The 25,080-nt window shown below is 58.4% G+C and carries 36 protein-coding genes; 34 read left to right on the top strand and 2 right to left on the bottom strand.

Features of this window, described 5'->3' with window-relative positions:
• Positions 1 to 311 precede the first annotated feature (311 nt).
• The 31 genes from rpsJ (at position 312) to rplQ (ending at position 19,846) form a co-directional block, all read left to right on the top strand.
• Positions 312 to 626, top strand: coding sequence for a 30S ribosomal protein S10 (rpsJ, locus tag FGE21_RS16845; protein ID WP_058289455.1), 315 nt, complete (start codon positions 312 to 314; stop codon positions 624 to 626).
• An 18-nt stretch (positions 627 to 644) separates the two neighbouring features.
• Positions 645 to 1,367, top strand: a complete 723-nt coding sequence (rplC, locus tag FGE21_RS16840) for a 50S ribosomal protein L3 (RefSeq protein ID WP_139664585.1) — start codon at positions 645 to 647, stop codon at positions 1,365 to 1,367.
• Positions 1,364 to 1,981 (top strand): 50S ribosomal protein L4, encoded by a 618-nt coding sequence (gene rplD, locus FGE21_RS16835; protein WP_139664584.1) that lies wholly within the window; start codon positions 1,364 to 1,366, stop codon positions 1,979 to 1,981. Before rplC ends, rplD begins: the two co-directional genes overlap by 4 nt.
• Positions 1,978 to 2,274, top strand: coding sequence for a 50S ribosomal protein L23 (locus tag FGE21_RS16830; protein WP_139664583.1), 297 nt, complete (start codon positions 1,978 to 1,980; stop codon positions 2,272 to 2,274). Before rplD ends, FGE21_RS16830 begins: the two co-directional genes overlap by 4 nt.
• A gap of 452 nt (positions 2,275 to 2,726) precedes the next feature.
• Positions 2,727 to 3,569, top strand: coding sequence for a 50S ribosomal protein L2 (gene rplB, locus FGE21_RS16825; RefSeq protein WP_139664582.1), 843 nt, complete (start codon positions 2,727 to 2,729; stop codon positions 3,567 to 3,569).
• Positions 3,570 to 3,572: 3 nt separating this feature from the next.
• Complete coding sequence (gene rpsS / locus FGE21_RS16820) at positions 3,573 to 3,851, top strand: 30S ribosomal protein S19 (RefSeq protein ID WP_139664581.1); 279 nt, start codon at positions 3,573 to 3,575, stop codon at positions 3,849 to 3,851.
• A gap of 3 nt (positions 3,852 to 3,854) precedes the next feature.
• Complete coding sequence (gene rplV / locus FGE21_RS16815; protein WP_139664580.1) at positions 3,855 to 4,235, top strand: 50S ribosomal protein L22; 381 nt, start codon at positions 3,855 to 3,857, stop codon at positions 4,233 to 4,235.
• Positions 4,235 to 4,954, top strand: coding sequence for a 30S ribosomal protein S3 (gene rpsC, locus FGE21_RS16810; protein ID WP_139664579.1), 720 nt, complete (start codon positions 4,235 to 4,237; stop codon positions 4,952 to 4,954). The genes rplV and rpsC overlap by 1 nt, the downstream gene beginning before the upstream one ends.
• 12 nt (positions 4,955 to 4,966) lie before the next feature.
• Complete coding sequence (gene rplP / locus FGE21_RS16805) at positions 4,967 to 5,380, top strand: 50S ribosomal protein L16 (RefSeq protein ID WP_139664578.1); 414 nt, start codon at positions 4,967 to 4,969, stop codon at positions 5,378 to 5,380.
• A 583-nt stretch (positions 5,381 to 5,963) separates the two neighbouring features.
• Complete coding sequence (locus FGE21_RS16800) at positions 5,964 to 6,584, top strand: 2OG-Fe(II) oxygenase family protein (protein WP_139664577.1); 621 nt, start codon at positions 5,964 to 5,966, stop codon at positions 6,582 to 6,584.
• A 505-nt stretch (positions 6,585 to 7,089) separates the two neighbouring features.
• Positions 7,090 to 7,800 carry a sulfotransferase family 2 domain-containing protein gene (locus FGE21_RS16795; protein WP_139664576.1) on the top strand — a complete coding sequence of 237 codons (711 nt, stop codon included), beginning with the start codon at positions 7,090 to 7,092 and terminating at the stop codon, positions 7,798 to 7,800.
• Between the two features lie 71 nt (positions 7,801 to 7,871).
• Positions 7,872 to 8,915, top strand: coding sequence for a succinylglutamate desuccinylase/aspartoacylase family protein (locus FGE21_RS16790; RefSeq protein ID WP_139664575.1), 1,044 nt, complete (start codon positions 7,872 to 7,874; stop codon positions 8,913 to 8,915).
• Positions 8,916 to 9,150: 235 nt separating this feature from the next.
• Positions 9,151 to 9,351, top strand: a complete 201-nt coding sequence (rpmC, locus tag FGE21_RS16785; RefSeq protein ID WP_139664574.1) for a 50S ribosomal protein L29 — start codon at positions 9,151 to 9,153, stop codon at positions 9,349 to 9,351.
• A 12-nt stretch (positions 9,352 to 9,363) separates the two neighbouring features.
• The gene (rpsQ, locus tag FGE21_RS16780) at positions 9,364 to 9,594 is read left to right on the top strand and encodes a 30S ribosomal protein S17 (RefSeq protein ID WP_139664573.1); all 231 of its coding nucleotides are present in this window, start codon (positions 9,364 to 9,366) and stop codon (positions 9,592 to 9,594) included.
• A 103-nt stretch (positions 9,595 to 9,697) separates the two neighbouring features.
• Positions 9,698 to 10,066 carry a 50S ribosomal protein L14 gene (gene rplN / locus FGE21_RS16775; protein WP_100164027.1) on the top strand — a complete coding sequence of 123 codons (369 nt, stop codon included), beginning with the start codon at positions 9,698 to 9,700 and terminating at the stop codon, positions 10,064 to 10,066.
• Between the two features lie 2 nt (positions 10,067 to 10,068).
• On the top strand, positions 10,069 to 10,374 hold the full coding sequence (gene rplX / locus FGE21_RS16770; RefSeq protein WP_139664572.1) for a 50S ribosomal protein L24: 306 nt from the start codon (positions 10,069 to 10,071) through the stop codon (positions 10,372 to 10,374).
• Positions 10,374 to 10,937, top strand: a complete 564-nt coding sequence (gene rplE / locus FGE21_RS16765) for a 50S ribosomal protein L5 (RefSeq protein ID WP_139664571.1) — start codon at positions 10,374 to 10,376, stop codon at positions 10,935 to 10,937. The genes rplX and rplE overlap by 1 nt, the downstream gene beginning before the upstream one ends.
• 19 nt (positions 10,938 to 10,956) lie before the next feature.
• Positions 10,957 to 11,262, top strand: a complete 306-nt coding sequence (rpsN, locus tag FGE21_RS16760; protein ID WP_068245386.1) for a 30S ribosomal protein S14 — start codon at positions 10,957 to 10,959, stop codon at positions 11,260 to 11,262.
• Between the two features lie 13 nt (positions 11,263 to 11,275).
• Positions 11,276 to 11,668: a 30S ribosomal protein S8 gene (gene rpsH / locus FGE21_RS16755; protein ID WP_139664570.1), complete on the top strand. Its 393-nt coding sequence runs from the start codon at positions 11,276 to 11,278 to the stop codon at positions 11,666 to 11,668.
• A gap of 15 nt (positions 11,669 to 11,683) precedes the next feature.
• The gene (rplF, locus tag FGE21_RS16750) at positions 11,684 to 12,217 is read left to right on the top strand and encodes a 50S ribosomal protein L6 (protein WP_139664569.1); all 534 of its coding nucleotides are present in this window, start codon (positions 11,684 to 11,686) and stop codon (positions 12,215 to 12,217) included.
• An 11-nt stretch (positions 12,218 to 12,228) separates the two neighbouring features.
• Positions 12,229 to 12,588: a 50S ribosomal protein L18 gene (gene rplR, locus FGE21_RS16745; protein ID WP_139664568.1), complete on the top strand. Its 360-nt coding sequence runs from the start codon at positions 12,229 to 12,231 to the stop codon at positions 12,586 to 12,588.
• Positions 12,589 to 12,752: 164 nt separating this feature from the next.
• Positions 12,753 to 13,331: a 30S ribosomal protein S5 gene (rpsE, locus tag FGE21_RS16740; protein WP_139664567.1), complete on the top strand. Its 579-nt coding sequence runs from the start codon at positions 12,753 to 12,755 to the stop codon at positions 13,329 to 13,331.
• 12 nt (positions 13,332 to 13,343) lie between these two features.
• Positions 13,344 to 13,532, top strand: coding sequence for a 50S ribosomal protein L30 (gene rpmD / locus FGE21_RS16735; RefSeq protein WP_139664566.1), 189 nt, complete (start codon positions 13,344 to 13,346; stop codon positions 13,530 to 13,532).
• 336 nt (positions 13,533 to 13,868) lie between these two features.
• Entirely contained in the window at positions 13,869 to 14,084 is a 216-nt protein-coding gene (locus FGE21_RS16730; RefSeq protein ID WP_139664565.1) for a DUF1127 domain-containing protein, read from the top strand.
• 359 nt (positions 14,085 to 14,443) lie between these two features.
• Positions 14,444 to 14,917 (top strand): 50S ribosomal protein L15, encoded by a 474-nt coding sequence (gene rplO, locus FGE21_RS16725; RefSeq protein ID WP_139664564.1) that lies wholly within the window; start codon positions 14,444 to 14,446, stop codon positions 14,915 to 14,917.
• Positions 14,918 to 15,027: 110 nt separating this feature from the next.
• The gene (gene secY, locus FGE21_RS16720; protein WP_139664563.1) at positions 15,028 to 16,392 is read left to right on the top strand and encodes a preprotein translocase subunit SecY; all 1,365 of its coding nucleotides are present in this window, start codon (positions 15,028 to 15,030) and stop codon (positions 16,390 to 16,392) included.
• Positions 16,389 to 17,042, top strand: a complete 654-nt coding sequence (locus FGE21_RS16715; protein WP_139664562.1) for an adenylate kinase — start codon at positions 16,389 to 16,391, stop codon at positions 17,040 to 17,042. The genes secY and FGE21_RS16715 overlap by 4 nt, the downstream gene beginning before the upstream one ends.
• A gap of 334 nt (positions 17,043 to 17,376) precedes the next feature.
• Positions 17,377 to 17,745, top strand: coding sequence for a 30S ribosomal protein S13 (gene rpsM, locus FGE21_RS16710; protein ID WP_139664561.1), 369 nt, complete (start codon positions 17,377 to 17,379; stop codon positions 17,743 to 17,745).
• 16 nt (positions 17,746 to 17,761) lie between these two features.
• Positions 17,762 to 18,151, top strand: coding sequence for a 30S ribosomal protein S11 (gene rpsK / locus FGE21_RS16705; RefSeq protein WP_139664560.1), 390 nt, complete (start codon positions 17,762 to 17,764; stop codon positions 18,149 to 18,151).
• A gap of 113 nt (positions 18,152 to 18,264) precedes the next feature.
• Complete coding sequence (locus tag FGE21_RS16700) at positions 18,265 to 19,281, top strand: DNA-directed RNA polymerase subunit alpha (protein WP_139664559.1); 1,017 nt, start codon at positions 18,265 to 18,267, stop codon at positions 19,279 to 19,281.
• A gap of 142 nt (positions 19,282 to 19,423) precedes the next feature.
• The gene (gene rplQ / locus FGE21_RS16695; protein ID WP_139664558.1) at positions 19,424 to 19,846 is read left to right on the top strand and encodes a 50S ribosomal protein L17; all 423 of its coding nucleotides are present in this window, start codon (positions 19,424 to 19,426) and stop codon (positions 19,844 to 19,846) included.
• 115 nt (positions 19,847 to 19,961) lie between these two features.
• Here the strand turns inward: rplQ and FGE21_RS16690 are convergent, their stop codons facing one another.
• Entirely contained in the window at positions 19,962 to 20,309 is a 348-nt protein-coding gene (locus tag FGE21_RS16690) for a zinc ribbon domain-containing protein YjdM (protein WP_139664557.1), read from the bottom strand.
• A gap of 76 nt (positions 20,310 to 20,385) precedes the next feature.
• Positions 20,386 to 21,285 carry an NAD(P)-dependent oxidoreductase gene (locus FGE21_RS16685; protein WP_139664556.1) on the bottom strand — a complete coding sequence of 300 codons (900 nt, stop codon included), beginning with the start codon at positions 21,283 to 21,285 and terminating at the stop codon, positions 20,386 to 20,388.
• Between the two features lie 136 nt (positions 21,286 to 21,421).
• On the opposite strand from FGE21_RS16685, the gene FGE21_RS16680 reads away from it, so the two are divergent.
• From FGE21_RS16680 to FGE21_RS16670, 3 genes are all read left to right on the top strand, one after another.
• On the top strand, positions 21,422 to 22,060 hold the full coding sequence (locus tag FGE21_RS16680; protein WP_139664555.1) for a YitT family protein: 639 nt from the start codon (positions 21,422 to 21,424) through the stop codon (positions 22,058 to 22,060).
• Positions 22,061 to 22,397: 337 nt separating this feature from the next.
• Positions 22,398 to 23,492: a 3-deoxy-7-phosphoheptulonate synthase gene (locus FGE21_RS16675; RefSeq protein ID WP_139664554.1), complete on the top strand. Its 1,095-nt coding sequence runs from the start codon at positions 22,398 to 22,400 to the stop codon at positions 23,490 to 23,492.
• A gap of 187 nt (positions 23,493 to 23,679) precedes the next feature.
• A complete protein-coding gene (locus tag FGE21_RS16670) occupies positions 23,680 to 25,077 on the top strand; it encodes a trypsin-like peptidase domain-containing protein (RefSeq protein WP_139664553.1) in 1,398 nt (465 codons plus the stop codon).
• Positions 25,078 to 25,080: the final 3 nt, after the last annotated feature.

Raw genomic sequence — 25,080 nt, 5'->3', positions numbered from 1 at the left:
CCCCCGCGGCGCCCTTTTTCGTGCCAGGCTGACAGGCGGGAGCGGGCCTCGCCAAAAGGCCCGTCGGGCACTCGGTGGGCCTTGCTCTGGGACTACTCCCGGACTTGCCCCGAGACCCGCCCTGGAACCTGCGTCGGGCGCGAGGGATCACATGCGCTTCCCCCTTGCTTCAGGTCACAATCGGACGTATAGAGCGCCATCCCGCCAGGCGGGGCAAAGGCGGGGTGATTCCCGCCTTTTGGGTTCGATGAAGGTTCTGCGGTGGTCGCGGGCCTTCCTCTCAACTCCAACGCCTAAGATAAGGCTATGAAATGCAAAGCCAAAATATTCGTATCCGGCTGAAGGCATTTGACTATCGCGTTCTGGATGCCAGCACGCAAGAGATCGTCAACACTGCCAAGCGGACCGGCGCGCAGGTGCGCGGCCCGATTCCGCTGCCGAACAAGATCGAGAAATTCACTGTTCTGCGTGGTCCTCACGTCGACAAGAAATCCCGCGATCAGTTCGAAATCCGTACGCACAAGCGTATGCTCGACATTGTTGATCCGACTCCCCAGACCGTGGACGCGCTGATGAAGCTCGACCTCGCCGCTGGTGTTGATGTCGAAATCAAGCTGCAGTCTTAAGATCGGAGGGTAGAATATATGCGCTCTGGTATTATCGCTAAAAAAGTGGGCATGACCCGCTTGTTCATGGAAGACGGCAAGCAGATTCCTGTGACCGTTCTTCATCTGGATGGTCTGCAGGTTGTGGCTCAGCGTACCGAAGAAACTGACGGCTACACTGCTGTTCAGCTCGGTGCTGGTTCCGCCAAGGTGAAGCGCGTCTCCAAAGCCATGCGCGGCCACTTCGCAACTGCGAAAGTCGAGCCGAAGCGGAAGCTGGTCGAGTTTCGCGTTCCCGCTGAAGGCCTGATCGAAGTGGGTGCGGAAATCTCCGCCGAGCACTTCCTGACGGGTCAGAAGGTGGACGTCACCGGGACCTCTATCGGTAAAGGTTTTGCCGGTGCGATGAAGCGTCACAACTTTGGTGGTCTGCGGGCGTCTCACGGTGTGTCGATCTCTCACCGTTCGCACGGCTCCACCGGTCAGTGTCAGGATCCGGGCAAAGTCTTCAAAGGCAAGAAGATGGCCGGCCACATGGGTGCAGCCCGTGTGACCACTCAGAACCTGGAAGTCGTCCGTACCGACGCCGACCGTGGTCTGGTCTTCATCAAAGGCGCTGTTCCTGGTCCGAAATCCGGCTGGGTCACCGTCAAAGATGCCGTGAAGAAAAAAGCCCCCGAGGGTCTGCCGTTCCCGGCCGCCCTGAAAACTGCTGCCGAGGCATCTGCTGCCGAAGCTCCCGCGGAAGGTGGTGAAGCATGAAACTTGACGTGATCAAACTGGACGGCGGCGTCGCTGGCGACATCGAACTGTCCGAAGACCTGTTCGGTCTGGAACCGCGTGCGGACATCCTGCACCGTGTGGTCCGTTGGCAGCGCAACAATGCGCAGGCCGGCACCCACAAGGTGAAGACCCGCTCCGAGACGTCCTACTCGACGAAGAAGATCTATCGCCAAAAAGGCACCGGTGGCGCACGTCACGGTGACCGGAACGCGCCGATCTTCCGCAAGGGTGGTATCTACAAAGGTCCAACCCCGCGTAGCCACGGCCACGATCTGACCAAAAAGTTCCGCAAGCTGGGCCTGCGCCATGCGCTGTCCGCCAAAGCACAAGCGGGCGAGCTGGTCGTGATCGAGAATGCTGAGTCCGAAGGCAAGACCGCTGCTCTGGCCAAACAGGTTGCAAACCTGGGCTGGAAACGCGCGCTGGTCATCGATGGCGCAGCTGTCAACGAAGGCTTCGCTCGTGCCGCCAAGAACATCGAAGGTCTGGATATCCTGCCGTCGATGGGCGCAAACGTCTATGACATCCTGAAACGTGACACACTTGTGCTCACGAAGTCGGCTGTCGAAGCACTGGAGGCTCGCCTGAAATGAGCGCGAAGGCAGAACATTACGACGTGATCCGCAAGCCGATCATCACTGAAAAATCCACAATGGCGTCCGAAAACGGTGCCGTGGTTTTCGAAGTGGCAATCGACACCAACAAACCCCAGATCAAGGAGGCCGTCGAGGCGCTCTTTGGTGTGAAGGTGAAAGCGGTCAACACAACCATCACCAAGGGTAAGGTCAAGCGCTTCCGTGGCTCGCTGGGCCGTCGGAAAGACGTCAAGAAAGCCTATGTGACCCTGGAAGAGGGCAACACAATCGACGTGTCCACCGGACTCTGAGATTTGCCTCTTTGAGATTTGGAAAGGCCCTCGTTCGCGCGGGGGCCTTTTCGCTGTTTGCCGGACCGGGAAATGGGGCCGGGCCGCGGGGGCATGCTGGCCCCCTTGACCGGAGAGACGCAGGGGGATGGCACGGAGAGGGAGGATCTATGCCCGCACGGGCGGGAACCTCTCAGCCGGTGTGCTATGGCCATTGCCAGCCCCGGCAACCTCTGCTAATGACCGTCCATCCCGCAGGCCTCGGATTCGTTCCGGGGCCGTATCTTTTGCCGGGAAATACGAACCTGGGACCTTCGGGGCCCTATAAACCGCGGTCACCTGAACCCGTCTGCACCAGCGATACGTCGCGCAGATCAGGCAGGGGGCTTTAACATAGCGGATCCGATGGCACCTCGCCTTGTGGATCTGCAACGGTGGGGCAACTCACCGTAGCTAAACGGAAGACAGAAAGCATGGCACTTAAGTCGTATAAGCCGACGACGCCGGGCCAGCGAGGGCTGGTTCTGATCGACCGTTCGGAGCTTTGGAAAGGGCGTCCGGTCAAGTCTCTCACTGAGGGTTTGACCAAATCGGGCGGCCGGAACAACACCGGACGTATTACTTCCCGCCGCCGTGGTGGCGGCGCAAAGCGTCTTTACCGGATCGTTGACTTCAAACGGAATAAATTTGATGTCGCCGCAACCGTCGAGCGCATTGAATATGACCCCAACCGCACAGCCTTTATCGCGCTGGTGAAATACGAGGACGGCGAACAGGCCTATATCCTCGCACCGCAGCGTCTGGCCGTCGGCGACAAGGTCGTAGCCTCCGCAAAGGCCGACATCAAGCCGGGCAACGCAATGCCGTTCTCGGGCATGCCGATCGGTACCATCGTTCACAACATCGAAATGAAGCCCGGCAAAGGCGGCCAGATCGCCCGTGCAGCCGGTACCTACGCTCAGTTCGTTGGCCGTGATGGTGGCTACGCTCAGATCCGCCTGTCCTCGGGCGAACTGCGCCTCGTGCGTCAGGAATGCATGGCCACCGTTGGTGCCGTGTCCAACCCCGACAACTCCAACCAGAACTACGGTAAAGCCGGTCGTATGCGCCACAAGGGCAAACGTCCAAGCGTCCGTGGTGTGGTCATGAACCCGATCGATCACCCGCATGGTGGTGGTGAGGGTCGGACCTCTGGTGGTCGTCACCCGGTTACTCCTTGGGGTAAGCCGACCAAGGGCGCACGTACCCGTAACAAGAACAAGGCGTCGCAAAAGCTGATCATCCGCTCGCGTCACGCCAAGAAGAAAGGGCGCTAATACATGTCTCGCTCTGTATGGAAAGGCCCCTTTGTCGATGCTTACGTGCTGAAAAAAGCCGAAGCAGCGCGCGATTCGGGTCGCAATGAAGTGATCAAGATCTGGTCTCGTCGTTCCACCATTCTGCCCCAGTTTGTGGGTCTGACCTTTGGTGTGTACAACGGTCAGAAGCACATTCCTGTCAACGTCACGGAAGACATGATCGGTCAGAAGTTCGGTGAGTATTCGCCGACCCGGACCTATTACGGTCACGCCGCTGACAAAAAAGCGAAGCGGAAGTAAGTCATGGGCAAGGATAAGAACCCCCGCCGCGTGGCAGACAACGAAGCAATGGCAAAACTGCGCATGCTCCGTACTTCCCCGCAAAAACTGAACCTGGTTGCACAGATGATCCGTGGCAAGAAGGTGGACAAGGCCCTGACGGACCTGACGTTCTCCAACAAGCGGATCGCGCAGGACGTCAAGAAATGCCTGCAGTCTGCTATTGCGAACGCTGAAAACAACCACAACCTGGACGTCGATGAGCTCATCGTCGCCGAGGCCTGGGTTGGCAAGAACATGACCATGAAACGCGGACGCCCGCGGGCCCGTGGTCGGTTCGGCAAGATCCTGAAGCCGTTCGCGGAGATCACCATCAAGGTGCGTCAAGTTGAGGAGCAAGCCTAATGGGACATAAAGTCAATCCAATCGGCATGCGCCTTCAGGTCAACCGCACCTGGGACAGCCGCTGGTACGCCGATACCAAGGATTACGGTGATCTTCTTCTTGAGGACATCCGAATTCGTGAGTTCATCAAGGATGAATGCAAGCAGGCCGGTATCGCCCGCGTGATCATCGAACGTCCGCACAAAAAGTGCCGTGTGACCATCCACACCGCACGCCCGGGCGTGATCATCGGCAAGAAAGGCGCTGACATCGAGGTGCTTCGCAAGAAGCTGGCCGCGATGACGGACTCCGAGCTGCACCTCAACATCGTTGAAGTGCGCAAGCCGGAGCTCGACGCAGCTCTGGTCGGCGAGTCCATCGCTCAGCAGCTGGAACGTCGTGTGTCCTTCCGTCGCGCAATGAAGCGCTCGGTTCAGAACGCCATGCGCATGGGCGCCCTGGGTATCCGGGTGAACGTGGCTGGTCGTCTGGGCGGTGCAGAAATCGCGCGGACTGAATGGTATCGCGAAGGTCGTGTGCCGCTGCACACGCTGCGCGCAGACATCGATTACGCTCATTCCGAAGCGTCCACCCCCTATGGTATCATTGGTATCAAAGTGTGGATCTTCAAAGGTGAGATCATGGAACATGATCCCGCTGCGCGTGACCGTAAAGCTCAGGAACTCCAGGACGGTCCGGCACCTCGCGGTGCAGGCGGCAACCGTCGTGGCGATCGCTAAGGAGAACGCGACATGCTTCAGCCAAAGCGTACTAAATTCCGCAAGATGCACAAAGGCCGGATCAAAGGCCTGGCAAAAGGCGGATCCGACTTGAACTTCGGCACCTACGGCCTGAAGGCTGTCACACCCGAGCGTGTGACCGCCCGTCAGATCGAAGCTGCCCGTCGTGCAATGACCCGCCACATGAAACGTCAGGGTCGTGTCTGGATCCGTATCTTCCCGGACACGCCTGTGACCTCCAAACCCGTCGAAGTGCGTATGGGTAAGGGTAAAGGTTCCGTGGACTTCTGGGCGTGCAAAGTGAAACCGGGCCGTGTGATGTTCGAAATCGACGGTGTCGGTGAAGATATCGCCCGCGAAGCTCTGCGCCTTGCAGCTATGAAGCTGCCGGTCCAGACCCGCGTCGTGGTTCGCGAAGACTGGTAAAGCCAGTCTCACGTACAAAATTCAAAACCTCCCGCCAGTCACCTGGTGGGAGGTTTTTTCATTTTGCGACAGCTTTTTGACCTCTGCAGAAATTGTTCACATTTTGTTCCTACCGTGGGGCGGTGACGGCAGGAGGGTATCGTGCAGCTCAGTTTCGTAATTCTGGTCTTGGTAGCCTGTTTGGGGGCCTGCGCTATTTCCGATGCGCCGGGTCCGGCCATTCGCGGTGTGACCGGAAGTGAGCCGCTGACGGAGGTGAGCCAGGCCCCCTATAGGCATGACTTTGCTACCTATTGGACATTGGCCAATGGGTGCACCTATTCCCCAGCGCCCGGAGCGGGAGGCGGTTGGCGATGGTTTCTGGTTGCGAACCCGTTGTCTCCCCGTCTGGACCGGATGCGCGATGATTGCACCATTGTCTTTCAGGAGGGCGGATGACGAGATCCCCAATCCTGCAATCTGAGCAGCAAGGAGGGCATGCGGGCCGGGCATTCATGCGAGGCGCCTAAGGGCGTTTGCCCGCTGCTGTGCTGCGGCGGTATCCCCCTCGCCAAGGGGCAGATGCTTGGGGTATGACCGGATTATGCCCCAGATCGATTCTCTCTTTGTGACCCGTCTTTACCGTGCGCCGCTGGCGGAGCACGATCCCAAAATAGATTCGCAGGAATTGGAAGTGTCCTGCCTGACCATTGCCGAGGACGACGAGGCCGGACAGGAGTGGTGCGAAGCAAACGGGTATCCCGGCTATACGTCATACGCATCACTGACGGACCTGCCCTGGCGGTTTCCGATATTTGCCGAGCTCGTGAAATCCCTCGATGCCCATGTCGCGGCATTTGCGGAGGATCTGGAGCTCAATCTGGACGGGCGTGATCTGCGGCTTGAGGACCTCTGGATCAATATACTTCCGGAGGGTGGAACGCATGCGAGCCATATTCATCCGCATTCGGTAATTTCCGGAACCACCTATGTCGCAATGCCCGACGGTGCCTCCGCATTGAAACTCGAAGATCCGCGCCACGCCATGATGATGGCCCACCCGCCGCGCCTCAAGGACTGTCGCCGGGAACTGCGGACCTTCGTTTATGAGACGCCAAAGGTTGGGGATGTTTTGCTGTGGGAGAGTTTCGTGCGCCACGAAGTTCCGATGAGCATGTCGGAAGAAGAGCGCATTTCGGTTTCCTTCAATTATGCATGGGCGTGAGAGGGCTTAGTCGCACCGGTCCGCCGTCCTAACGGCGCTGCTGTGGGGGAAATCCGGGCACGCCGCACCGTGTCGCATGACGTTTCGGAAGCTCTGCGGCCTGCGCCGTAGGGCGAGCGAAAAAAGACCACACTCTGGACTGCTGAAATGGAGCTCTCAGACTGGACGGCTGCGCCGGCCGCGGCAGCTCACCATTCCTATCAGGGGCCGCAACAAAGTGGTGGGACGCCAGAACTTCGGTCTCTCGCGCATGAAGCAAATATAGACCGGAATCGATCCTACCCGAAACTGTACCGACGACTGCGCGGAAAACTGTGCTGGCCTCGGGCTTTTGAAAGTCCGGTCCGGTCGCATCTGTTCAGGGGATCCGACATCCTGTCCGGGCAACTGCGTGAGGACTGAGTAAAAAGCGCTCAGATTTGAGCCGCCCTGGTGCGTCCTTTCACCCTAGCGAAAGGGTTGTGTGAAAGTCTTTCCGCAGAAAGATAAGTCCAAGGAGGCCCCAGTGCTGACTCACCCCGTCCACGCCGCTCCCAAGTACCGTATGAGCAAGGAGCTCTCGGAAAAACTGACCCTAGCTTCGCTTCAACGGCCCTACTTCTTTGTGCATATTCCGAAATGCGGCGGTACATCCGTCGGCGACGCGTTGGGGGGATTTTATTTGCATGGTACGGCCGCGCAATGGGTGGCGCAGGTTGGAGCGCAGTTCTGGGCCGACCTGAACACCTTTGCCCTGGTCCGCCACCCGTATGAGCGTGTGTGTTCGCTGTTTCGCTACAGCGAAGCTATTGGAGAATTGAACCCTGACATGAGGGGCGCGTCGATTGATGACTGGGTATTGAATACCTTTGCCGGACAAAATCCCAGTGATCTGGAGTTGTTCCATACCTTCCATCCCTGTTCACCCTGGGTGCTGGATGGGGAGGGCAACCCCATGGTCAAGTTAGTTTGCCGTCTGGAAGAGATCGATCAGGATTGGCAGACGATCCAGGACTTCACAGAAACTGATGCATCCCTCACGGTCAAGAACAAGACCATCCCGAGCGGCGGGACGCGGGTCGAAGACCTCAGCGACCGCAGCTGCGCGCTGCTGGATTGGTACTTTGCCGAAGATTTTAAAAACTTCGGCTATGGTCGCCGCGGCGAACCGCGGCTAAAGCCGCGAGAAGAAGCACCGTTTGTCGGCCGATTGTTGCCTCGGACGCGGTCGCACTGATCACCTGCGAGATTGTCAAAGCCGCCAGACCTGTTAAGCCGTTCGGGATTGTGTTTCCGAAAGGCTTCTCCATGGCGCGCCGCTCTGATTTTGAAATTGGTGAGTTCCGGATTCCTCCGGGCTCGCGTCGGACTGTTGACCTCCCGGTCAGCGTCCTGTCCGATCATACGCCGGTCACCATGTCTGCTCACGTCATACATGGCGCCGAGGAGGGCCCGACGCTTTTTGTATCAGCTGCCGTCCACGGGGATGAGGTGATCGGCGTGGAAATTGCCCGGCGTTTGCTGCGCAGTCGCCAGTTTGCCCGTCTCAAGGGGACGCTGATCGTGGTGCCGATCGTCAATACGTTTGGCTTCCTCAACCACTCCCGCTATCTGCCGGACAGGCGTGATTTGAACCGGTGCTTTCCCGGCAGCGAAACGGGGTCGCTGGCAAGTCGGCTTGCACACTTGTTCATGAAAGAAATCGTGGAGCGGTCGGATTTGGGGATCGACCTTCATTCGGCAGCAATTCACCGGACAAACATGCCGCAGATCCGTGTGTCCCCAAAGGTCAAGGAGACGTTGTCCTACGCGGATGCTTTCGGCGCTCCGGTGGTCATCCGTTCGGGCCTGCGCGATGGCAGCCTGCGCCAGGAGGCGAAGAAGGTGGGCGTGGATATCCTGCTCTATGAAGCAGGGGAGGGGTTGCGATTTGACGAGCAATCCGCCCGCGCCGGTGTTGCCGGGATTTTGAGGGTGATGCACGCCCTCGCCATGATCCCTGAGGACGGCGTGCCGCTGGCAGAGGTGGTGCCGGTGCGTGCAGGTGAGTCCAGCTGGGAGCGTGCGCCGGTCGGTGGCTTGCTGCGCACCTTCAAGACCACGGGTGAGATGGTTGCGGAGGGCGATGTTCTTGGAATTGTCGCCGACCCGTTCGGCGAGGAGGAGATTGAGCTTCTGGCAAGTCAGGCCGGCCTTATCATTGGCCGCACGAACCTACCGGTCGTGAATGAGGGCGACGCCCTTTTCCACATTGCGCGCGTGGTCAACACCCATGAAGCCGAAAGCCGTATCGAGAGCTTGAACGCGCAGCTCGATGGTGCGGCGATGTTTGACGAAGACGAAATTATCTGAGAACGGGCAGGGCGGCGGCAGCATGTCAGCGACTGAAACGGGAAAACCCCAAGTTTCCCTTGCCCCGGCCCCTGTGCTCCTGTAGAGGGACGCATCGCTTCACGTGCTTCGCGAGTCGAAGGGCGTCGGGCGATTCTTTTTTGCACCTCCGCGTGCAGACATTGACATAACCCACCAGACCCAAGGTGACCCATCAAAAGGGGCCTTCTGGTGCCAAGGAAAGGAACGCTAGGCGATGAACGCCAAGGATCTGCGCGAAAAAACCGTGGACGAACTCCGCGATGCACTCGCAAACCTCAAAAAAGAGAGCTTCAACCTGCGCTTTCAACAAGCGACCGGTCAGATGGAAAACACCGCAGGCATCAAGGCGGCCCGCCGCAATGCTGCCCGTGTGAAAACCATCCTGAACGAAAAAGCCGCAGCAGCGGCTGAATAAGGAGCTCATCGTATGCCCAAACGTATCCTGTCTGGCGTCGTAACCTCCGACGCAAACGCTCAGACCGTAACCGTGTCCGTGGAGCGCCGCTTCACACACCCGGTTCTGAAGAAAACCATCCGTAAGTCCAAAAAATACCGGGCTCACGATGAACGGAACGCTTTCAAGGTCGGCGATGCCGTTCGTATCATCGAATGCGCGCCGAAATCGAAAACGAAACGCTGGGAAGTTCTGGAAGCCTAAGAGTCTCGTACCCCGAGACTCCTGGCGACTTGACTTTTCAGTTTAGTCGAAACCCTGGGGGAGTACGCCACGCATCGGCGCCCCAAAGGTCGGGAGAAACCACATGATCCAGATGCAAACCAATCTGGATGTCGCTGACAACTCCGGCGCTCGCCGAGTTCAGTGCATCAAGGTTCTGGGTGGCTCCAAGCGTAAGTACGCATCCGTAGGCGACATCATTGTCGTCTCGGTTAAGGAAGCCATCCCACGCGGTCGCGTTAAAAAAGGGGACGTCCGCAAGGCCGTCGTCGTTCGCACCGCCAAAGAGGTCCGTCGTGAAGACGGCACCGCGATCCGTTTTGATCGCAACGCGGCTGTTATTCTGAACAACAGCGGTGAGCCGGTCGGCACCCGTATCTTCGGCCCGGTTGTTCGCGAACTTCGCGCGAAGAACTTCATGAAGATCATCTCGCTTGCTCCGGAGGTGCTGTAACCATGGCTGCTAAACTCCGCAAAGGCGACAAGGTCGTCGTTCTGGCTGGCAAGGACAAGGGCCAGGAAGGGACCATCTCTTCCGTTGACCCGAAGGCTGGCAAAGCCGTTGTTGACGGCGTGAACATGGCGATCCGCCACACCCGTCAGACCCAAACGTCTCAGGGCGGCCGCCTTCCCAAAGCGCAGCCGATCGACCTGTCGAACCTGGCTCTGCTGGACGCAAACGGCAAAGCAACCCGCGTCGGTTTCCGTGAGGAAGACGGCAAGAAGGTTCGTTTCGCCAAAACCACCGGGGAGACTGTCTGATGCTTGACGATGCAACCTACACCCCGCGCTTGAAGGCCGCTTACAAGGACAGCATCCGTGCGTCCCTGAAAGAGGAATTCGGCTACTCCAATGAGATGATGATCCCCAAGCTGGAGAAAATCGTTCTCAACATCGGTTGTGGTCGTGCTGCCGTCAAAGACAGCAAGAAAGCGAAATCGGCTCAGGAAGACCTGACCAAGATCGCTGGCCAGAAAGCCCTCACCACCGTTGCAAAGAACTCGATCGCTGGCTTCCGCGTTCGTGAAGGCATGCCGATGGGTGCAAAGGTGACCCTGCGTGGCGACCGGATGTACGAATTCCTCGACCGCCTGATCACCATTGCGATGCCTCGGATCCGCGACTTCCGCGGCGTTCCCGGCACCTCTTTTGACGGCCGTGGCAACTACGCCATGGGCTTGAAAGAGCACATCGTGTTCCCGGAAATCGATTTCGATAAAATCGATGAATCCTGGGGCATGGACATCGTAATTGCCACCAACGCTAAAACCGACGCTGAAGCGAAGGCACTGTTGAAAGCTTTCAACATGCCCTTCAACAGCTGAGCGCGGGAAGGAAGAGACCATGGCTAAAAAAGCAATGATCGAACGCGAGAAGAAGCGCGAGCGCCTGGTGGCAAAATACGCCGCAAAGCGTGCCGAGCTCAAAGAGATCGCGAATGACGAAACCCTGCCGATGGAAGAGCGTTTCAAAGCGCGCCTGAAATTGGCAAAATTGCCGCGGAATTCCTCGGCTACTCGTCTGCACAACCGGTGTCAGCTGACCGGCCGTCCCCACGCTTACTACCGTAAGCTGAAGGTGAGCCGGATCGCGCTGCGGGAACTGGGCTCGAATGGCCAGATCCCCGGTATGGTGAAGTCGAGCTGGTAAGGGAGAGACAGATATGAACGATCCTATCGGCGATATGCTCACCCGTATCCGTAACTCTCAGTTGCGTGGCAAATCCACCGTCCTCAGCCCGGCTTCCAAGCTGCGTGCCTGGGTTCTGGATGTGCTGCAGGACGAGGGCTACATTCGCGGCTATGAGAAACTGACTGACGAACGCGGCCATCCGGCGCTGGAAATCAGCCTCAAGTACTACGAAGGCGAACCTGTCATTCGCGAAGTGAAGCGGGTTTCCAAACCCGGTCGTCGCGTTTACATGGGCGTCAATGACATCCCGTCGGTCCGTCAGGGCCTGGGTGTGTCGATTGTCTCCACCCCCAAAGGTGTGATGTCGGACGCAAACGCACGCGCAGCCAACGTCGGCGGCGAAGTGCTCTGCACCGTCTTCTAAGGAGGCTTTTGCACAATGTCCCGTATTGGTAAAAAACCGGTCGACCTGCCCAGCGGTGTTACCGCGAGCGTGTCCGGCCAAACCATCGAAGTGAAGGGCCCGAAAGGCGCCCAGACCTTCACCGCAACCGACGATGTGACCCTCACCGTTGAGGACAACCTGGTCAAAGTTGAGCCGCGCGGCAAATCCAAGCGCGCGCGCCAGCAGTGGGGCATGTCCCGCACCATGGTTGCCAATCTGGTGCAAGGCGTGACCCAGGGTTTCAAGAAAGAGCTTGAAATCCAGGGTGTTGGTTACCGGGCTCAGATGCAGGGCAACACCCTGAAGCTGAACCTCGGCTACTCGCATGACGTCGATTACGTTGCTCCGGAGGGTGTTACCATCACCGCGCCGAAGCAGACTGAAATCGTTGTGGAAGGTGCAGACGCGCAGGCGGTAGGCGAAGTGGCGGCGAAAATCCGCGACTGGCGTCGTCCCGAGCCCTACAAAGGCAAAGGCATCCGCTACAAGGGCGAATTCATCTTCCGCAAGGAAGGCAAGAAGAAGTAAGGACGACAACAATGGCAAGCAGCAAACGTACCCTGTTTCTGAAGCGCCGCCTGCGCGTCCGGAACAAACTTCGCAAGGTGAACGCAGGCCGTCTGCGTCTCTCCGTGCACCGCTCGAACAAGAATATTTCTGTTCAGGTGATCGACGACGTCAACGGTGTGACACTGGCCGCGGCCTCGACCTTGGAAAAGGATCTGGGCTTCTTCGGCAAGAACAACATCGAAGCGGCAACCAAAGTCGGTTCCGTGATCGCCGAGCGCGCGAAAGCGGCTGGCGTGACCGAAGCGTACTTCGATCGCGGTGGCTTCCTGTACCACGGCAAAGTGAAGGCTCTGGCCGACGCTGCGCGTGAAGGCGGTCTGAAAATCTAAAGTTTCGGACGCCCCGGATCCCGGGGCGTCCGTTTCAAGTTGAGAGAGGGCGCCCTCACGGGCGGCCCCGATGATCCGGGAGAGCGGGCTTTATCGTCTCTCACCAGGATTGGAGAAAAGGCGAGGCGGTCTGTCCGTTTCGCCACCTGTATAAGGAATGCCTCATGGCAGAACGTGATAACCGTCGTGGCAATCGCCGCGATCGTGAAGAAACGCCGGAATTCGCAGATCGTCTGGTCGCTATCAACCGCGTGTCCAAAACCGTAAAAGGTGGTAAGCGCTTTGGCTTCGCCGCACTCGTTGTGGTTGGTGACCAAAAAGGCCGCGTCGGCTTTGGCAAAGGTAAAGCCAAGGAAGTCCCCGAGGCGATCCGCAAGGCAACCGAGCAGGCCAAGCGTCAGATGATCCGTGTCGCGCTGAAAGAGGGCCGCACATTGCATCACGACATGTATGGTCGTCACGGTGCAGGCAAGGTCGTCATGCGTACGGCTCCTGAAGGTACCGGGATCATCGCTGGTGGTCCGATGCGCGCCGTTTTCGAGATGCTCGGCATCAAGGATGTGGTGTCCAAATCGGTTGGCTCGCAGAACCCATACAACATGATCCGTGCGACCATCGACGGCCTCAAGAAAGAGCAAAGCCCCCGTGCCGTTGCTCAGCGCCGTGGTAAGAAGGTTGCGGACATCCTGCCGAAGCGGGACGAGGCTCCGGCCGCGTCCAGCCCAGTCGCAGAAGAAGCGTAAGGAGATCGTTCCATGGCTAAAACAATCGTCGTGAAACAGGTCGGCTCGCCGATCCGTCGCCCCGCCGAACAGCGCGCAACCCTGATCGGTTTGGGCCTGAACAAAATGCACAAGACCCGTGAGCTGGAAGATACGCCTTCGGTTCGCGGTATGGTCAACAAGATCTCGCATTTGGTCGAAATCATCGAAGAGCGCGACTAAGCTCGTCGGTGTACTGACCGCTGAATTGGAACGCCTCCGCAGACATGCGGGGGCGTTTCGCATTTTTGGATGTGAAATTAAAATCGCGTCTCGTCGGCCGCGCGCGCCAAGAGTTCTTTTATAGGTGTATTTGTGGGCAGGCGTGCGTGCGAACGTCCATTTGTTGAAGATCGCATTAATTTTCCGGATGTTTTCTATGCTGCAGGTGCATAACGGGTCTAACGAACTGTCAGTTGTTAGCGCGAACGGCGTGACCTATCTTTGGGACATAAAGTGAAACACACCAAAGAAATAGAGCCGAGGAAACCCGTCCCGGCTAGAGAAAGGACCTGCCCCATGGCACATGCACTGAACACAAGCTTCGCCTCTTCCTCCCTCGTTGCGCGTCTGCGCGCGATGGCTGACACAGCCCGCGCCTCCTGGGAGCTGCACAAAGAATACAAACGCACCTTTAACGAGCTGGACATGCTGACTGACCGGGATCTGGCTGACATTGGCATTCGCCGCTGCGATATCGCCGATCTGGCCCGGACACATGTCTACGGCGCATAAAACCCGCAGACCGCGCGGACGGCCTCTCCTCCTCCCTCGGGTCCGTCTGCACCGAAGAAACGCTTTCGCAATTTGTGGAAGCGTTTTTTTGTGACCAATCCTCGGCGATTTCGGGCGAGGCCCGGACCTTTGGGGGCTCTATGAGCTCCTGCGCCATTGAATAGACCGATGCCGCGAGAGGGGGCAGGAGCCGTCTGCCAACAGGCGCACCGGTTGAAGCCTTGATCCCCGGTGGCAATCCGTCTATACGCCCTCGGTGGCCTTCGGGCCCCGGACTCTGATTCTGAAACAAAACCAAAAAATGCCGCGTCTGACCCTCTTCGCTTCATGGGGTCACTTCCGGCTCTAGGAGAAGCGAAATGAGACTCAACGAACTGCGTGACAATCCCGGCGCAACCCCGAAACGCACCCGCGTTGGCCGTGGCCCCGGCTCCGGCAAGGGTAAAATGGGTGGCCGTGGTATCAAAGGTCAGAAATCCCGTTCCGGTGTAGCGATCAAAGGCTACGAAGGCGGCCAGATGCCCCTCTACCAGCGTTTGCCAAAGCGTGGCTTCAACAAGCCGAACGCCAAGAAATACGCGGTGGTTAACCTTGGTCTGATCCAAAAATTCATCGACGCAGGCAAACTTGATGCCGCGACCATCACCGAAGACACTCTGGTCGCATCCGGTGTTGTCCGTCGCAAGCTTGACGGTGTCCGCGTTCTCGCAAAAGGTGAATTCACCGCAAAGGCGACGATCGCAGTGACCGGTGCCTCCAAGGCGGCTGTCGAGGCTGTTTCAAAGGCGGGTGGCGCTCTGACCGTGGCAACAACAGAAGCCGCATCTGAGTAACGGCTTGTGAGCGGCGCCGATGCCGCTTACATAAGTCATCAGTTTTCCCATACGCCGCCCGAGCCGGAAAACGGTTCCGGGCGGCGTTTTCGCAAGAAGAGACCTATTTCATGGTATCAGCAGCAGAACAAATGGCGGCCAACACCAGCTGGGCTGCCCTGGGCAAGGCCACGGATCTGCGCAACCGCATCCTGTTCACGATCGGACTTTTGATTGTCTATCGTCTGGGCACGTGGATTCCCGTTCCGGGAATCGACACGGATGCGCTGCGTCAGTTCATGGAAACCGCGGGGCAGGGCATTGGCGGCATGGTGTCGATGTTTACCGGTGGTGCGCTCGGGCGCATGGGCATTTTCGCCCTCGGCATTATGCCGTATATCTCCGCCTCGATTATCGTGCAGCTGCTGACCTCCATGGTGCCTGCGCTCGAACAACTCAAGAAAGAGGGCGAGCAGGGGCGCAAGAAGATCAACCAGTATACCCGCTACGGCACGGTGCTGCTGGCGACTGCGCAGTCCTATGGGCTTGCGGCCTCGCTCGAAGCGGGCGATCTGGCGCTGGACGCCGGGCTGTATTTCCGACTGTCCTGCATGATCACCCTGGTCGGTGGCACAATGTTCCTGATGTGGCTTGGCGAGCAGATCACCAATCGCGGCATCGGCAACGGCATTTCCCTGATCATCTTCGTCGGTATCATTGCCGAAGTTCCGGCGGCCATCGCCCAGTTCTTTGCCTCGGGTCGTTCCGGTGCGATCAGCCCGGCGGTCATCATCGCCGTGATCGTGATGGTTGTTGCGGTGATCATGTTCGTCGTGTTCATGGAGCGGGCGCTGCGCAAGATCCACATCCAGTACCCGCGCCGTCAGGTCGGCATGAAGGTCTATGACGGCGGGTCCAGCCACCTTCCGGTCAAGGTGAACCCGGCCGGCGTGATCCCTGCGATCTTTGCCTCCTCGCTGTTGCTGTTGCCGACGACCATCTCCACCTTTAGCCAGGGCTCGGCCTCGAGCCCCGTCATGAGCTGGCTGTTGGCGAACTTCGGCCCCGGTCAACCTCTTTATCTTTTGTTCTTCATCTCGATGATCGTGTTTTTTGCGTATTTCTATACGTTCAACGTGTCGTTCAAGCCGGAAGAAGTTGCCCAGAACCTGAAGAACCAGAACGGCTTTGTTCCGGGTATCCGGCCGGGCAAGAAGACTGCCGAATATATTGAGTATGTCGTGAACCGTATCCTGGTTCTGGGGTCCGGTTATCTTGCGCTGGTCTGTTTGCTTCCCGAAGTGCTGCGGGCGAATTTTGCAATTCCCGTCTATTTCGGCGGCACATCGGTTTTGATTGTGGTGTCTGTGACCATGGATACGATCCAGCAGGTTCAGAGCCATCTTCTCGCGCATCAGTATGAAGGCCTGATTGAAAAGAGCCAGCTGCGCGGTCGCAATAAAAAACGCACCAAACGGGGGCCTGCACGTCGATGACCAACATCATTCTCATGGGCCCGCCCGGTGCGGGAAAAGGGACGCAGGCGCGTCATCTGGTTGAAACCCGAAAGATGGTTCAGTTGAGTACCGGCGATATGCTGCGGGACGCTCAGGCCTCGGGCTCTGAAATGGGCAAGAAGGTCGCGGCGATCATGGCCGAAGGCAAGCTGGTCACGGATCAGATCGTCATTGGCCTGATCCGTGAGAAGCTGCAGGAAGGGTCCGAAGGCGGGTTCATTTTTGACGGCTTTCCACGGACGCTCGCCCAGGCTGATGCGTTGGAAAAACTCTTGAACGAGATGGGGCAAAAACTCGATGCGGTGATCGAGATGCAGGTTGACGACGAGGCGTTGGTCGCTCGGATCACCGGGCGCTCGACCTGCGCCGACTGTGGTGAAGTGTACCACGACGAAACCAAGCCATGGCCTGCCGACGGAAAATGTTCCAACTGCGGCGGAACCACGGTAAAGCGGCGTCCCGACGACAATGAAGAAAGCCTCAAGACGCGGTTGATGGAATACTACAAGAAGACGTCACCGTTGATCGGATACTACTGGGCCAAGGGTGATCTGCAGCGCCTTGATGGGCTGGCATCGATCGATGAGGTCCGGGACTCTATCGATTGGATCCTGGGTAAGGCGCCTTGATCTGACGCTGGACTTGATCGGGGGTGCGGATCGAAAACGACCCGCATTGGCCGGTTTGACAGAGGCCATCCATTCGGGTGGCCTTTCTCGTTGCGATCTGATTGCGATCCAGGTGTTGCCGCAGCACTTGATATACAAGTGTTTACCCCTTGACTGCATCCGGCACAGACCGTATCCACCAACATCCCTGCTGGGAATCATTCCAGGCGGGCAATTTTTGTTGTCCCCCTGACTACCTCGATACATGTTCGACTGTCGTGCCACAGGCAGGTGGTTGAGCGTTGTGAAAAAAGGTTCTGGAGTTACGGAACCGCAACCAAAAGGAAAGTGACACGTGGCACGTATTGCCGGCGTTAACATCCCGACTTCCAAACGGGTCCCAATCGCCCTCACCTATATCACGGGCATCGGCCCATCCTCCGCCAAAGCAATCTGCGAGGCCGTGAACATCGACGCTACCCGTCGTGTGAACGAGCTGTCGGATGCCGAGGTTCTGGCCATCCGTGAGCACATCGATGCGACCTTCACTGTTGAAGGCGACCTGCGTCGCGAAGTGCAGATGAACATCAAGCGCCTGATGGATCTTGGCTGCTACCGTGGCCTGCGCCACCGTCGTAACCTGCCGGTCCGCGGTCAGCGTACTCACACCAATGCTCGTACCCGCAAAGGCCCCGCAAAGGCCATTGCCGGTAAGAAGAAGTAAGGGAGGGTTCTGACAGATGGCACGTGATAAAACCCGCACGAAGAAAAAAGAGCGCAAGAACATCGCCTCTGGCGTTGCACATGTGAACTCTTCGTTCAACAACACGAAAATCCTGATCTCCGACGTTCAGGGTAACGCGATTTCCTGGTCCTCCGCTGGTACCATGGGCTTCAAGGGCTCTCGTAAGTCCACGCCCTACGCTGCGCAGATGGCTGCAGAAGATGCAGGCCGCAAGGCACAGGAACATGGCGTCAAGACCATTGAGGTCGAAGTTCAGGGCCCGGGTTCCGGCCGTGAATCCGCGCTGCGCGCCTTGGCCGCAATCGGCTTCAACATCACCCAAATTCGGGATGTTACGCCGATCGCACACAACGGTTGCCGCCCGCCGAAGCGCCGCCGCGTCTAAGCGACATTACCACTCACTGAGGCCTTGCCGTGCGCAGGGCCTCAGTGCGTCATTTGAAACCTCGGGCGTCTGATCCTTTGGACATGGGGTTCAGACAGGAATGGAGGGAACGCATGATCCATAAGAATTGGGCAGAGTTGATCAAGCCCACACAGCTTGAGGTCAAGCCGGGCAATGATCCGGCGCGTCAGGCAACATTGGTCGCAGAACCGCTGGAGCGTGGCTTTGGCCTGACGCTTGGCAATGCCCTGCGCCGCATTCTGATGAGCTCGCTTCAGGGCGCCGCCATCAGCAGCGTTCAGATCGACAACGTGCTGCACGAATTTTCCAGTGTTGCCGGTGTCCGCGAAGACGTGACCGATATCATCTTGAACCTCAAGCAAGTGTCTTTGCGGATGGAAGTCGAAGGGCCAAAGCGTCTTTCGATCAATGCCAAGGGTCCTGCTGTTGTGACCGCCGGCGACATCGCAGAAACCGCCGGTATCGAGGTTCTGAACCGTGAACATGTGATTTGCCACCTCGACGATGGCGCTGATCTGTTCATGGAGCTGACCGTCAACACCGGCAAGGGCTATGTCTCTGCCGAGAAGAACAAGCCTGAGGATGCACCGATCGGCCTTATTCCGATCGACGCGATCTATTCCCCGGTCAAACGCGTGTCTTACGACGTGCAGCCCACCCGTGAGGGCCAGGTGCTGGACTATGACAAGCTGACGCTGAAGGTGGAGACCGATGGCTCCATCGCGCCCGAGGATGCATTGGCATTTGCCGCGCGCATCCTGCAGGATCAGCTGTCGATCTTCGTCAACTTCGACGAGCCGGAAGCCGCTGGCCGCCAGGACGAAGATGACGGACTGGAGTTCAACCCGCTGCTGCTGAAGAAGGTGGACGAGCTGGAACTGTCCGTACGGTCGGCAAACTGCCTGAAGAACGACAACATCGTCTACATCGGGGACCTGATCCAGAAAACCGAAGCAGAGATGTTGCGGACGCCGAACTTTGGCCGCAAGTCCTTGAACGAGATCAAGGAAGTGCTGTCGGGCATGGGTCTGCACCTTGGCATGGACGTCGAGGACTGGCCGCCGGACAACATCGAAGAGCTGGCCAAGAAATTCGAAGATAGCTTCTAAGCGTCTTTGAGGGGAGGGCTCCGGCTCTCCCCAAGCAATTCCCGGACCTGCCGGGGAAGATACGGGCATCTGCCCCAAGGTGAGTGGCTGACACGCATCAGCTGCCTGACAAAGCAAAACACGCAAGATAAGGACTTCAACAATGCGTCACGCACGTGGCTATCGCCGCCTGAACCGTACACACGAGCACCGTAAAGCCCTGTTCTCCAACATGGCTGGCTCGTTGATCGAACACGAACAGATCAAAACGACCTTGCCAAAAGCAAAGGAACTGCGCCCGATCATCGAAAAGATGATTACCCTTGCAAAGCGCGGTGACATTCACGCGCGCCGTCAGGCGGCGTCCAAGCTGAAGCAAGACAAGGACGTTGCGAAGCTGTTCGACATTCTCGGACCTCGCTACAAAGACCGTTCCGGCGGTTACGTCCGGATCCTCAAAGCAGGCTTCCGCTACGGCGATATGGCTCCGATGGCGATCATCGAATTCGTTGACCGCGACGTTTCCGCGAAAGGTGCTGCTGACAAGGCGCGCCTCGTGGAAATCGAAGTGGCCGAAGAAGAATAAGTTTTCGGTCCGCTGACCGTTAAACGGAACCCCGCTCTGGAAACAGAGCGGGGTTTTTCCATTCCGGACAAGCGCTGAATGCGAAGGTTTCCTCGGGGCCGAAGAGGCTCTAGCCCTATTCGGCCACTTTTTTCACGAACTGGCTTTTGAGGCCCATCGGCCCGACACCGGGCACCTTGCAATCGATGTCGTGATCGCCATCCACCAGACGTATACCGCGCACCTTGGTGCCGACTTTGATCACTGCTGAGGATCCTTTCACCTTGAGATCCTTGATCACAGTCACGGTGTCGCCGTCTGAAAGGACATTGCCGACGCTGTCGCGCACAATCGTGTCGTCCTCCGCCGCGCCATCGGGCATGGGTGCCCACTCATGGCCGCACTCGGGGCAGTTCAGCAGGGCATCCACCTGATAGGTATAGGCGGAGGAACAGGCGGGGCAGGGGGGCAAAGCTTCGATCATACAGCGTCCTTACTCTCATATAATAATCCCGCCTAGTGGTTCGGCCCATGGATGAGCAAGATTATAGTGGCCGCCCCTATACCTCGGAGGGATCGTCAAGATACATGCGCCAGTGATGCTCGGGGGTGAACCCAAGCATATTCTCGGCTTTGCGGATCGAATAGAAGGTTTCCCGCGGCCCCATCTCTGTCGCGGGGACATCCTGATAGTAGCGTTCGATGATCTGCGTGGTGGTCAGGTTCACCGAGTGGTCCCGATTCGCGACATTGAAGATCTGAAACCCCAGACCGTCCTTTTGCAGGCAACGCTCCACCATCTGGCCGAGGTCCCGCGCGTCGATATAGGCAAAGATATTGCGCTGACGGACATCCGGATTCGCCATATAGGCGGGAAACTTCTCTTTGTATTCGTGTGGCTCAATAACGTTGTTTATCCTGAGGCCGTAAATATCGGCACCTGTGCGGCGCTGAAAACACTGTGCGGTGACCTCATTTGCGACCTTGGACATGGCGTAGCTGTCTTCCGGGACGACCGGGTGCTCCTCGTCAACGGGCAGGTACTCCGGTTTGCGCTCACCGCCGGCAAAGCACACGCCATAAGTGGTTTCCGATGAGGCAAAGACGACTTTCCGTATCCCGGCCTTCAGCGCAGCATCAATGACGTTGTAGGTGCCGATGGTATTGATCCGGTAACATTCATTGTCCGATTTCATCAAAAGCCTCGGGATCGCCGCGAAATGCACGACCGCATCGAATCGCGGCGGTTCACGGTGGTCTTCCATTTCGTCATATCCGGCCCAGGCGTGCATCACATCGTGCATCTGGCCGGCATCGGTGATGTCGGCCAATCGGTTGTCCACACCAGGCAGATCAAGCGGGGTCAGATCCACGTTGACCACACGATGTCCCTGCGCCAGCAGATATGCGATGGCGTGACGTCCGGCCTTGCCGGATCCTCCGGTGAAAAGAATGCGCATTGTGGTCCTCCCGAGTAAGTGCTGGCGCGAGGATAGCGTTAACGGCGACAAGGTCCAGACCGGTCGTTGTTTTTGCCGCCACCGCCGCGTATCACAGGTGGCCTGCCCTGTATTCGCCGCATCCGAGGATCTGAAAATGACGCTGTCGTCGCCGAAATCTCCCCACTTGCTATTCGACCTGCAAGGATTGCTGTTCGGGATCCTCATGTGCAGTCTTGGCGTCGTATTCTTGAAATCGGCGGGTTTGGTGACGGGGCAGACGGCTGGGATGGCCTTGCTGTTATCCTACCTGCTGCCGATTGAATTCGGGCCGTTGTTCATCGCAATCGGCCTGCCCTTTCTGATCCTTGCGTGGGCCAAACGCGGTGCCGGATTTGCCGTGCGGACGATCATTGTGGTGGTCGGAATTTCCGCCGGTGCTCAGATCCTGCCTGTGTACATGAGTTTCAACACCCTGAGCCCTGCTCTCGCGGCCGTCCTGGGCGGTGCCTGTAGCGGAGTTGGATTGATCGCGATCTTTCGCCACAACGCCTCGGCCGGCGGGATGACCATTCTGGGCATTCTGATCGAGCAACGCAGCGGGTTTAAGGCGGGCTGGTTTCAGTTGCTAATTGATGCGGGGGTTTTTGCCGCCGCTGCGCTGGTGTTGTCGCCCGGTCAGCTGCTCTATTCCTTCATCGGTGCGCTGATCACAAACCTGATCATCGTATGGAATTTTGACGTCGCACAAAGCGGGACTGGCCGTCCAGGCTATGGCCGTTCGGCCGCAAATTAGGCCCGTGCTATGATCCGGGGAAACGAACCAGCCAGCCTGAAGCTCTGTCTCACTGATCGCTGACAGTTCCAGCGCCAGCTGCCTTCTGTGGGGGAAAACATGTGGAAATGGGGATCGACAGAGTTGCGAATCTCGGCTAGCGTTTCGCCATGACCCAGCAGTATGTCCAGTTTTGGTATTACTTTTATCCGCGCCACATGGCGGACGGAGGGTTTTCTCGTTTCTGACACTGACTGACAGAAATTCCAGATTACTGCACCAGACCGCCCCCGACCCGGGCGGTTTTTTCGTTTCCGACCAGGTTTGACAGGGGCTCTTCTTCAAAAGGACCCAAACAATGACCACTTCGCCCGCCCACGCGACCACAGACCTCCGGATAACTGATATGCAGGAACTGATTTGCCCCGATGCCCTTGCGGTGAAGCATCCGCTCACCGACGGCGCGCGCGGGACTGTGCTGGCCGCACGCGCGAACCTACAACGCATTCTGCAGGGCTCGGACGACAGGCTGGCGGTCGTTGTGGGGCCCTGTTCGATTCATGATGTCGAAGCTGCCATCGAATACGCACGCCGACTGGCGCCCCTGCGCGAGGAGCTGGGGCAGCAACTTGAGATCGTGATGCGGGTCTACTTCGAGAAGCCGCGCACAATTGCGGGCTGGAAGGGGCTGATCAATGATCCTGATCTTGACGGGTCTTTCCGGATCAACAAGGGGCTATCGCTTGCCCGCAGGCTGTGTCTTGAGCTGAACGAGACAGGCGTGCCGGTCGGTACTGAATTTCTGGACGCTTCGGTGCCACAGTATCTCTCTGATCTGGTCAGCTGGGCTGCAATCGGGGCACGCACCACCGAAAGCCAGATACACCGCGAGATGGCCTCCGGGCTGAGTTGTCCTGTCGGGTTCAAGAATGGCACCCGCGGGAACGTTCAGATCGCGATTGATGCGGTACGGTCTGCGGCGACGCCGCATCACTTCTTGGCGCTGGCAAAGTCGGGGCTGGCTGCGATTGCCGCAACATCCGGCAATCCTGATTGTCATATCATCCTACGGGGCGGCGGCGGCACCAACTATGATGCAGATAGTGTTGATGCAGCCTGCAGAACGGCGGAAATGGATGGTCTGCGCCCGCAGGTGATGATCGATGCCAGCCATGCCAATTCCGGCAAGGATCCGGCGCGACAAGCCGAGGTTCTGGGTGATGTTGCGCGCCAGATCTCTGGCGGCGAGACCCGTATCACAGGTGTGATGATTGAAAGCCATCTGGTGCATGGTCGGCAGGATCTGCCAAAAGACGGCGATTTGAGAAAACTCACCTTTGGTCAGTCGGTTACCGATGGTTGCATCGGCTGGGAAGAAACTGAGACCCAGTTGCGTGCCCTCGCACAAGCGATCGAAGATCGGCGTAGTGCCGCTCTGAAGCAAGCGGGCTGAGACGGTGCCGGGGCAATCTTGCCAGAATTGCCCCGGTGTGGCCTGTCCGGTCCTGTGCCCGTCCGGTCCTGCGACTGGACCGAATGCGTCGGGGCGGCCGGGATATACCTGTTGCAGAGAGGCGCCTTGCATTTCACTCTGACGCTCCGCATATGCTTGGAACCAATGCCATAAGATCGGAGGCCTCATGGTCCGTGTCCTTGCCACCACTTTGTCACTTGCGCTGGCTCTGAGCCTGCCGCTGCTTGGTCAGGCGGAAACCAAAGTCCCGCAAAGCCAGGCTGAACTCTCGCTTGGTTTTGCCCCCCTGGTCAAAGAAGCCGCGCCGGCAGTGGTGAATATCTACGCCAAGATTGTGCGGCAGGACCGCGGTCGCAGCCCTTTCGCCAATGACCCGTTTTTCGACGATTTCTTCCGCCAGTTCGCGGAACCTCGGGCCCGGGTACAGAATTCGCTCGGGTCCGGCGTTATCCTGTCGGCCGAGGGGATTGTCGTGTCCAATTACCATGTCGTGGGAGAGGCCTCGGATATCCGTGTGGTGACCAACGACCGGCGCGAGTATGAGGCCGAGGTCATTCTGGCAGATCAGGCGTCGGATCTTGCGATCCTGCAGCTGAAGGACGCGCACGAGCTGCCCTATCTTGAGTTGCGCAACAGTGATGCCGTCGAAGTGGGCGAACTGACATTGGCGATCGGCAATCCGTTTGGGGTCGGGCAGACGGTGTCGAGTGGCATCATTTCGGGTCTGGCCCGGACCGGGACCGGGGGCGGGCAGGGATTTGGATATTACATTCAGACCGACGCGCCGATCAATCCGGGCAATTCCGGAGGGGCGCTCATTGATGTGAACGGAGACCTGATTGGAATTAATACGCGCATTCTGAGCCGGTCGGGCGGCTCCAACGGGATCGGCTTTGCCATTCCGGCGAATTTGGTACGGGAATTCGTACGCCAGGCGCAAAGTGGCAGCACCGAGTTTCGGCGCCCCTGGGCGGGGATGACCGGCCAGCCTGTGGATGCCGATCTGGCCGAGGCGCTGGGTATGGGGCAGGTGGATGGCATGCTGATTTCGGAACTCCACCCGCAAAGCCCCTTTGTGCAGGCTGGCTTCGAAGTGGGCGATGTCGTCACTGCCGTCGATGGTGAACCGGTGAACTCTCCTTCCGAAATGGCATTCCGCCTGTCGGTGGCGAGGCTGGGCGGCGAGAGCCAGATCACACGGGTGCGTCAGGGGCAGGTGGACATTATTCCGGTGACGCTGAGTGAGGCGCCGGACAACCCGGCTTCGGATCCTATCGTGTTGAATGACCAGACGCCGATGCCCGGTCTGGTGGTGGCACGGGTCAACCCCCGCGTGATAAACCGGCTGCAGCTGCCGTTGTCTGCCGAAGGGGTCGTGGTTTTGGATCCCGGCCCCTATGCGGGGCGCGGGGGGGTGCAGCTTGGCGATATTCTGACCGCGATCAACGGGCAGTTGGTGGAGCATCCGGCCGATGTGCCCAGGTTGCTGCGCGACAGCGGCCGCTGGATGCAACTGGATCTGGCGCGTCAGGGCCAGCGCGTGTCCCTGCGGTTCCGGTTGTAATCA

The organism is Phaeobacter sp. B1627 (assembly GCF_006265095.1).
GTDB lineage: Bacteria > Pseudomonadota > Alphaproteobacteria > Rhodobacterales > Rhodobacteraceae > Epibacterium.
This window is presented reverse-complemented; position numbering and strand designations above follow the sequence as displayed.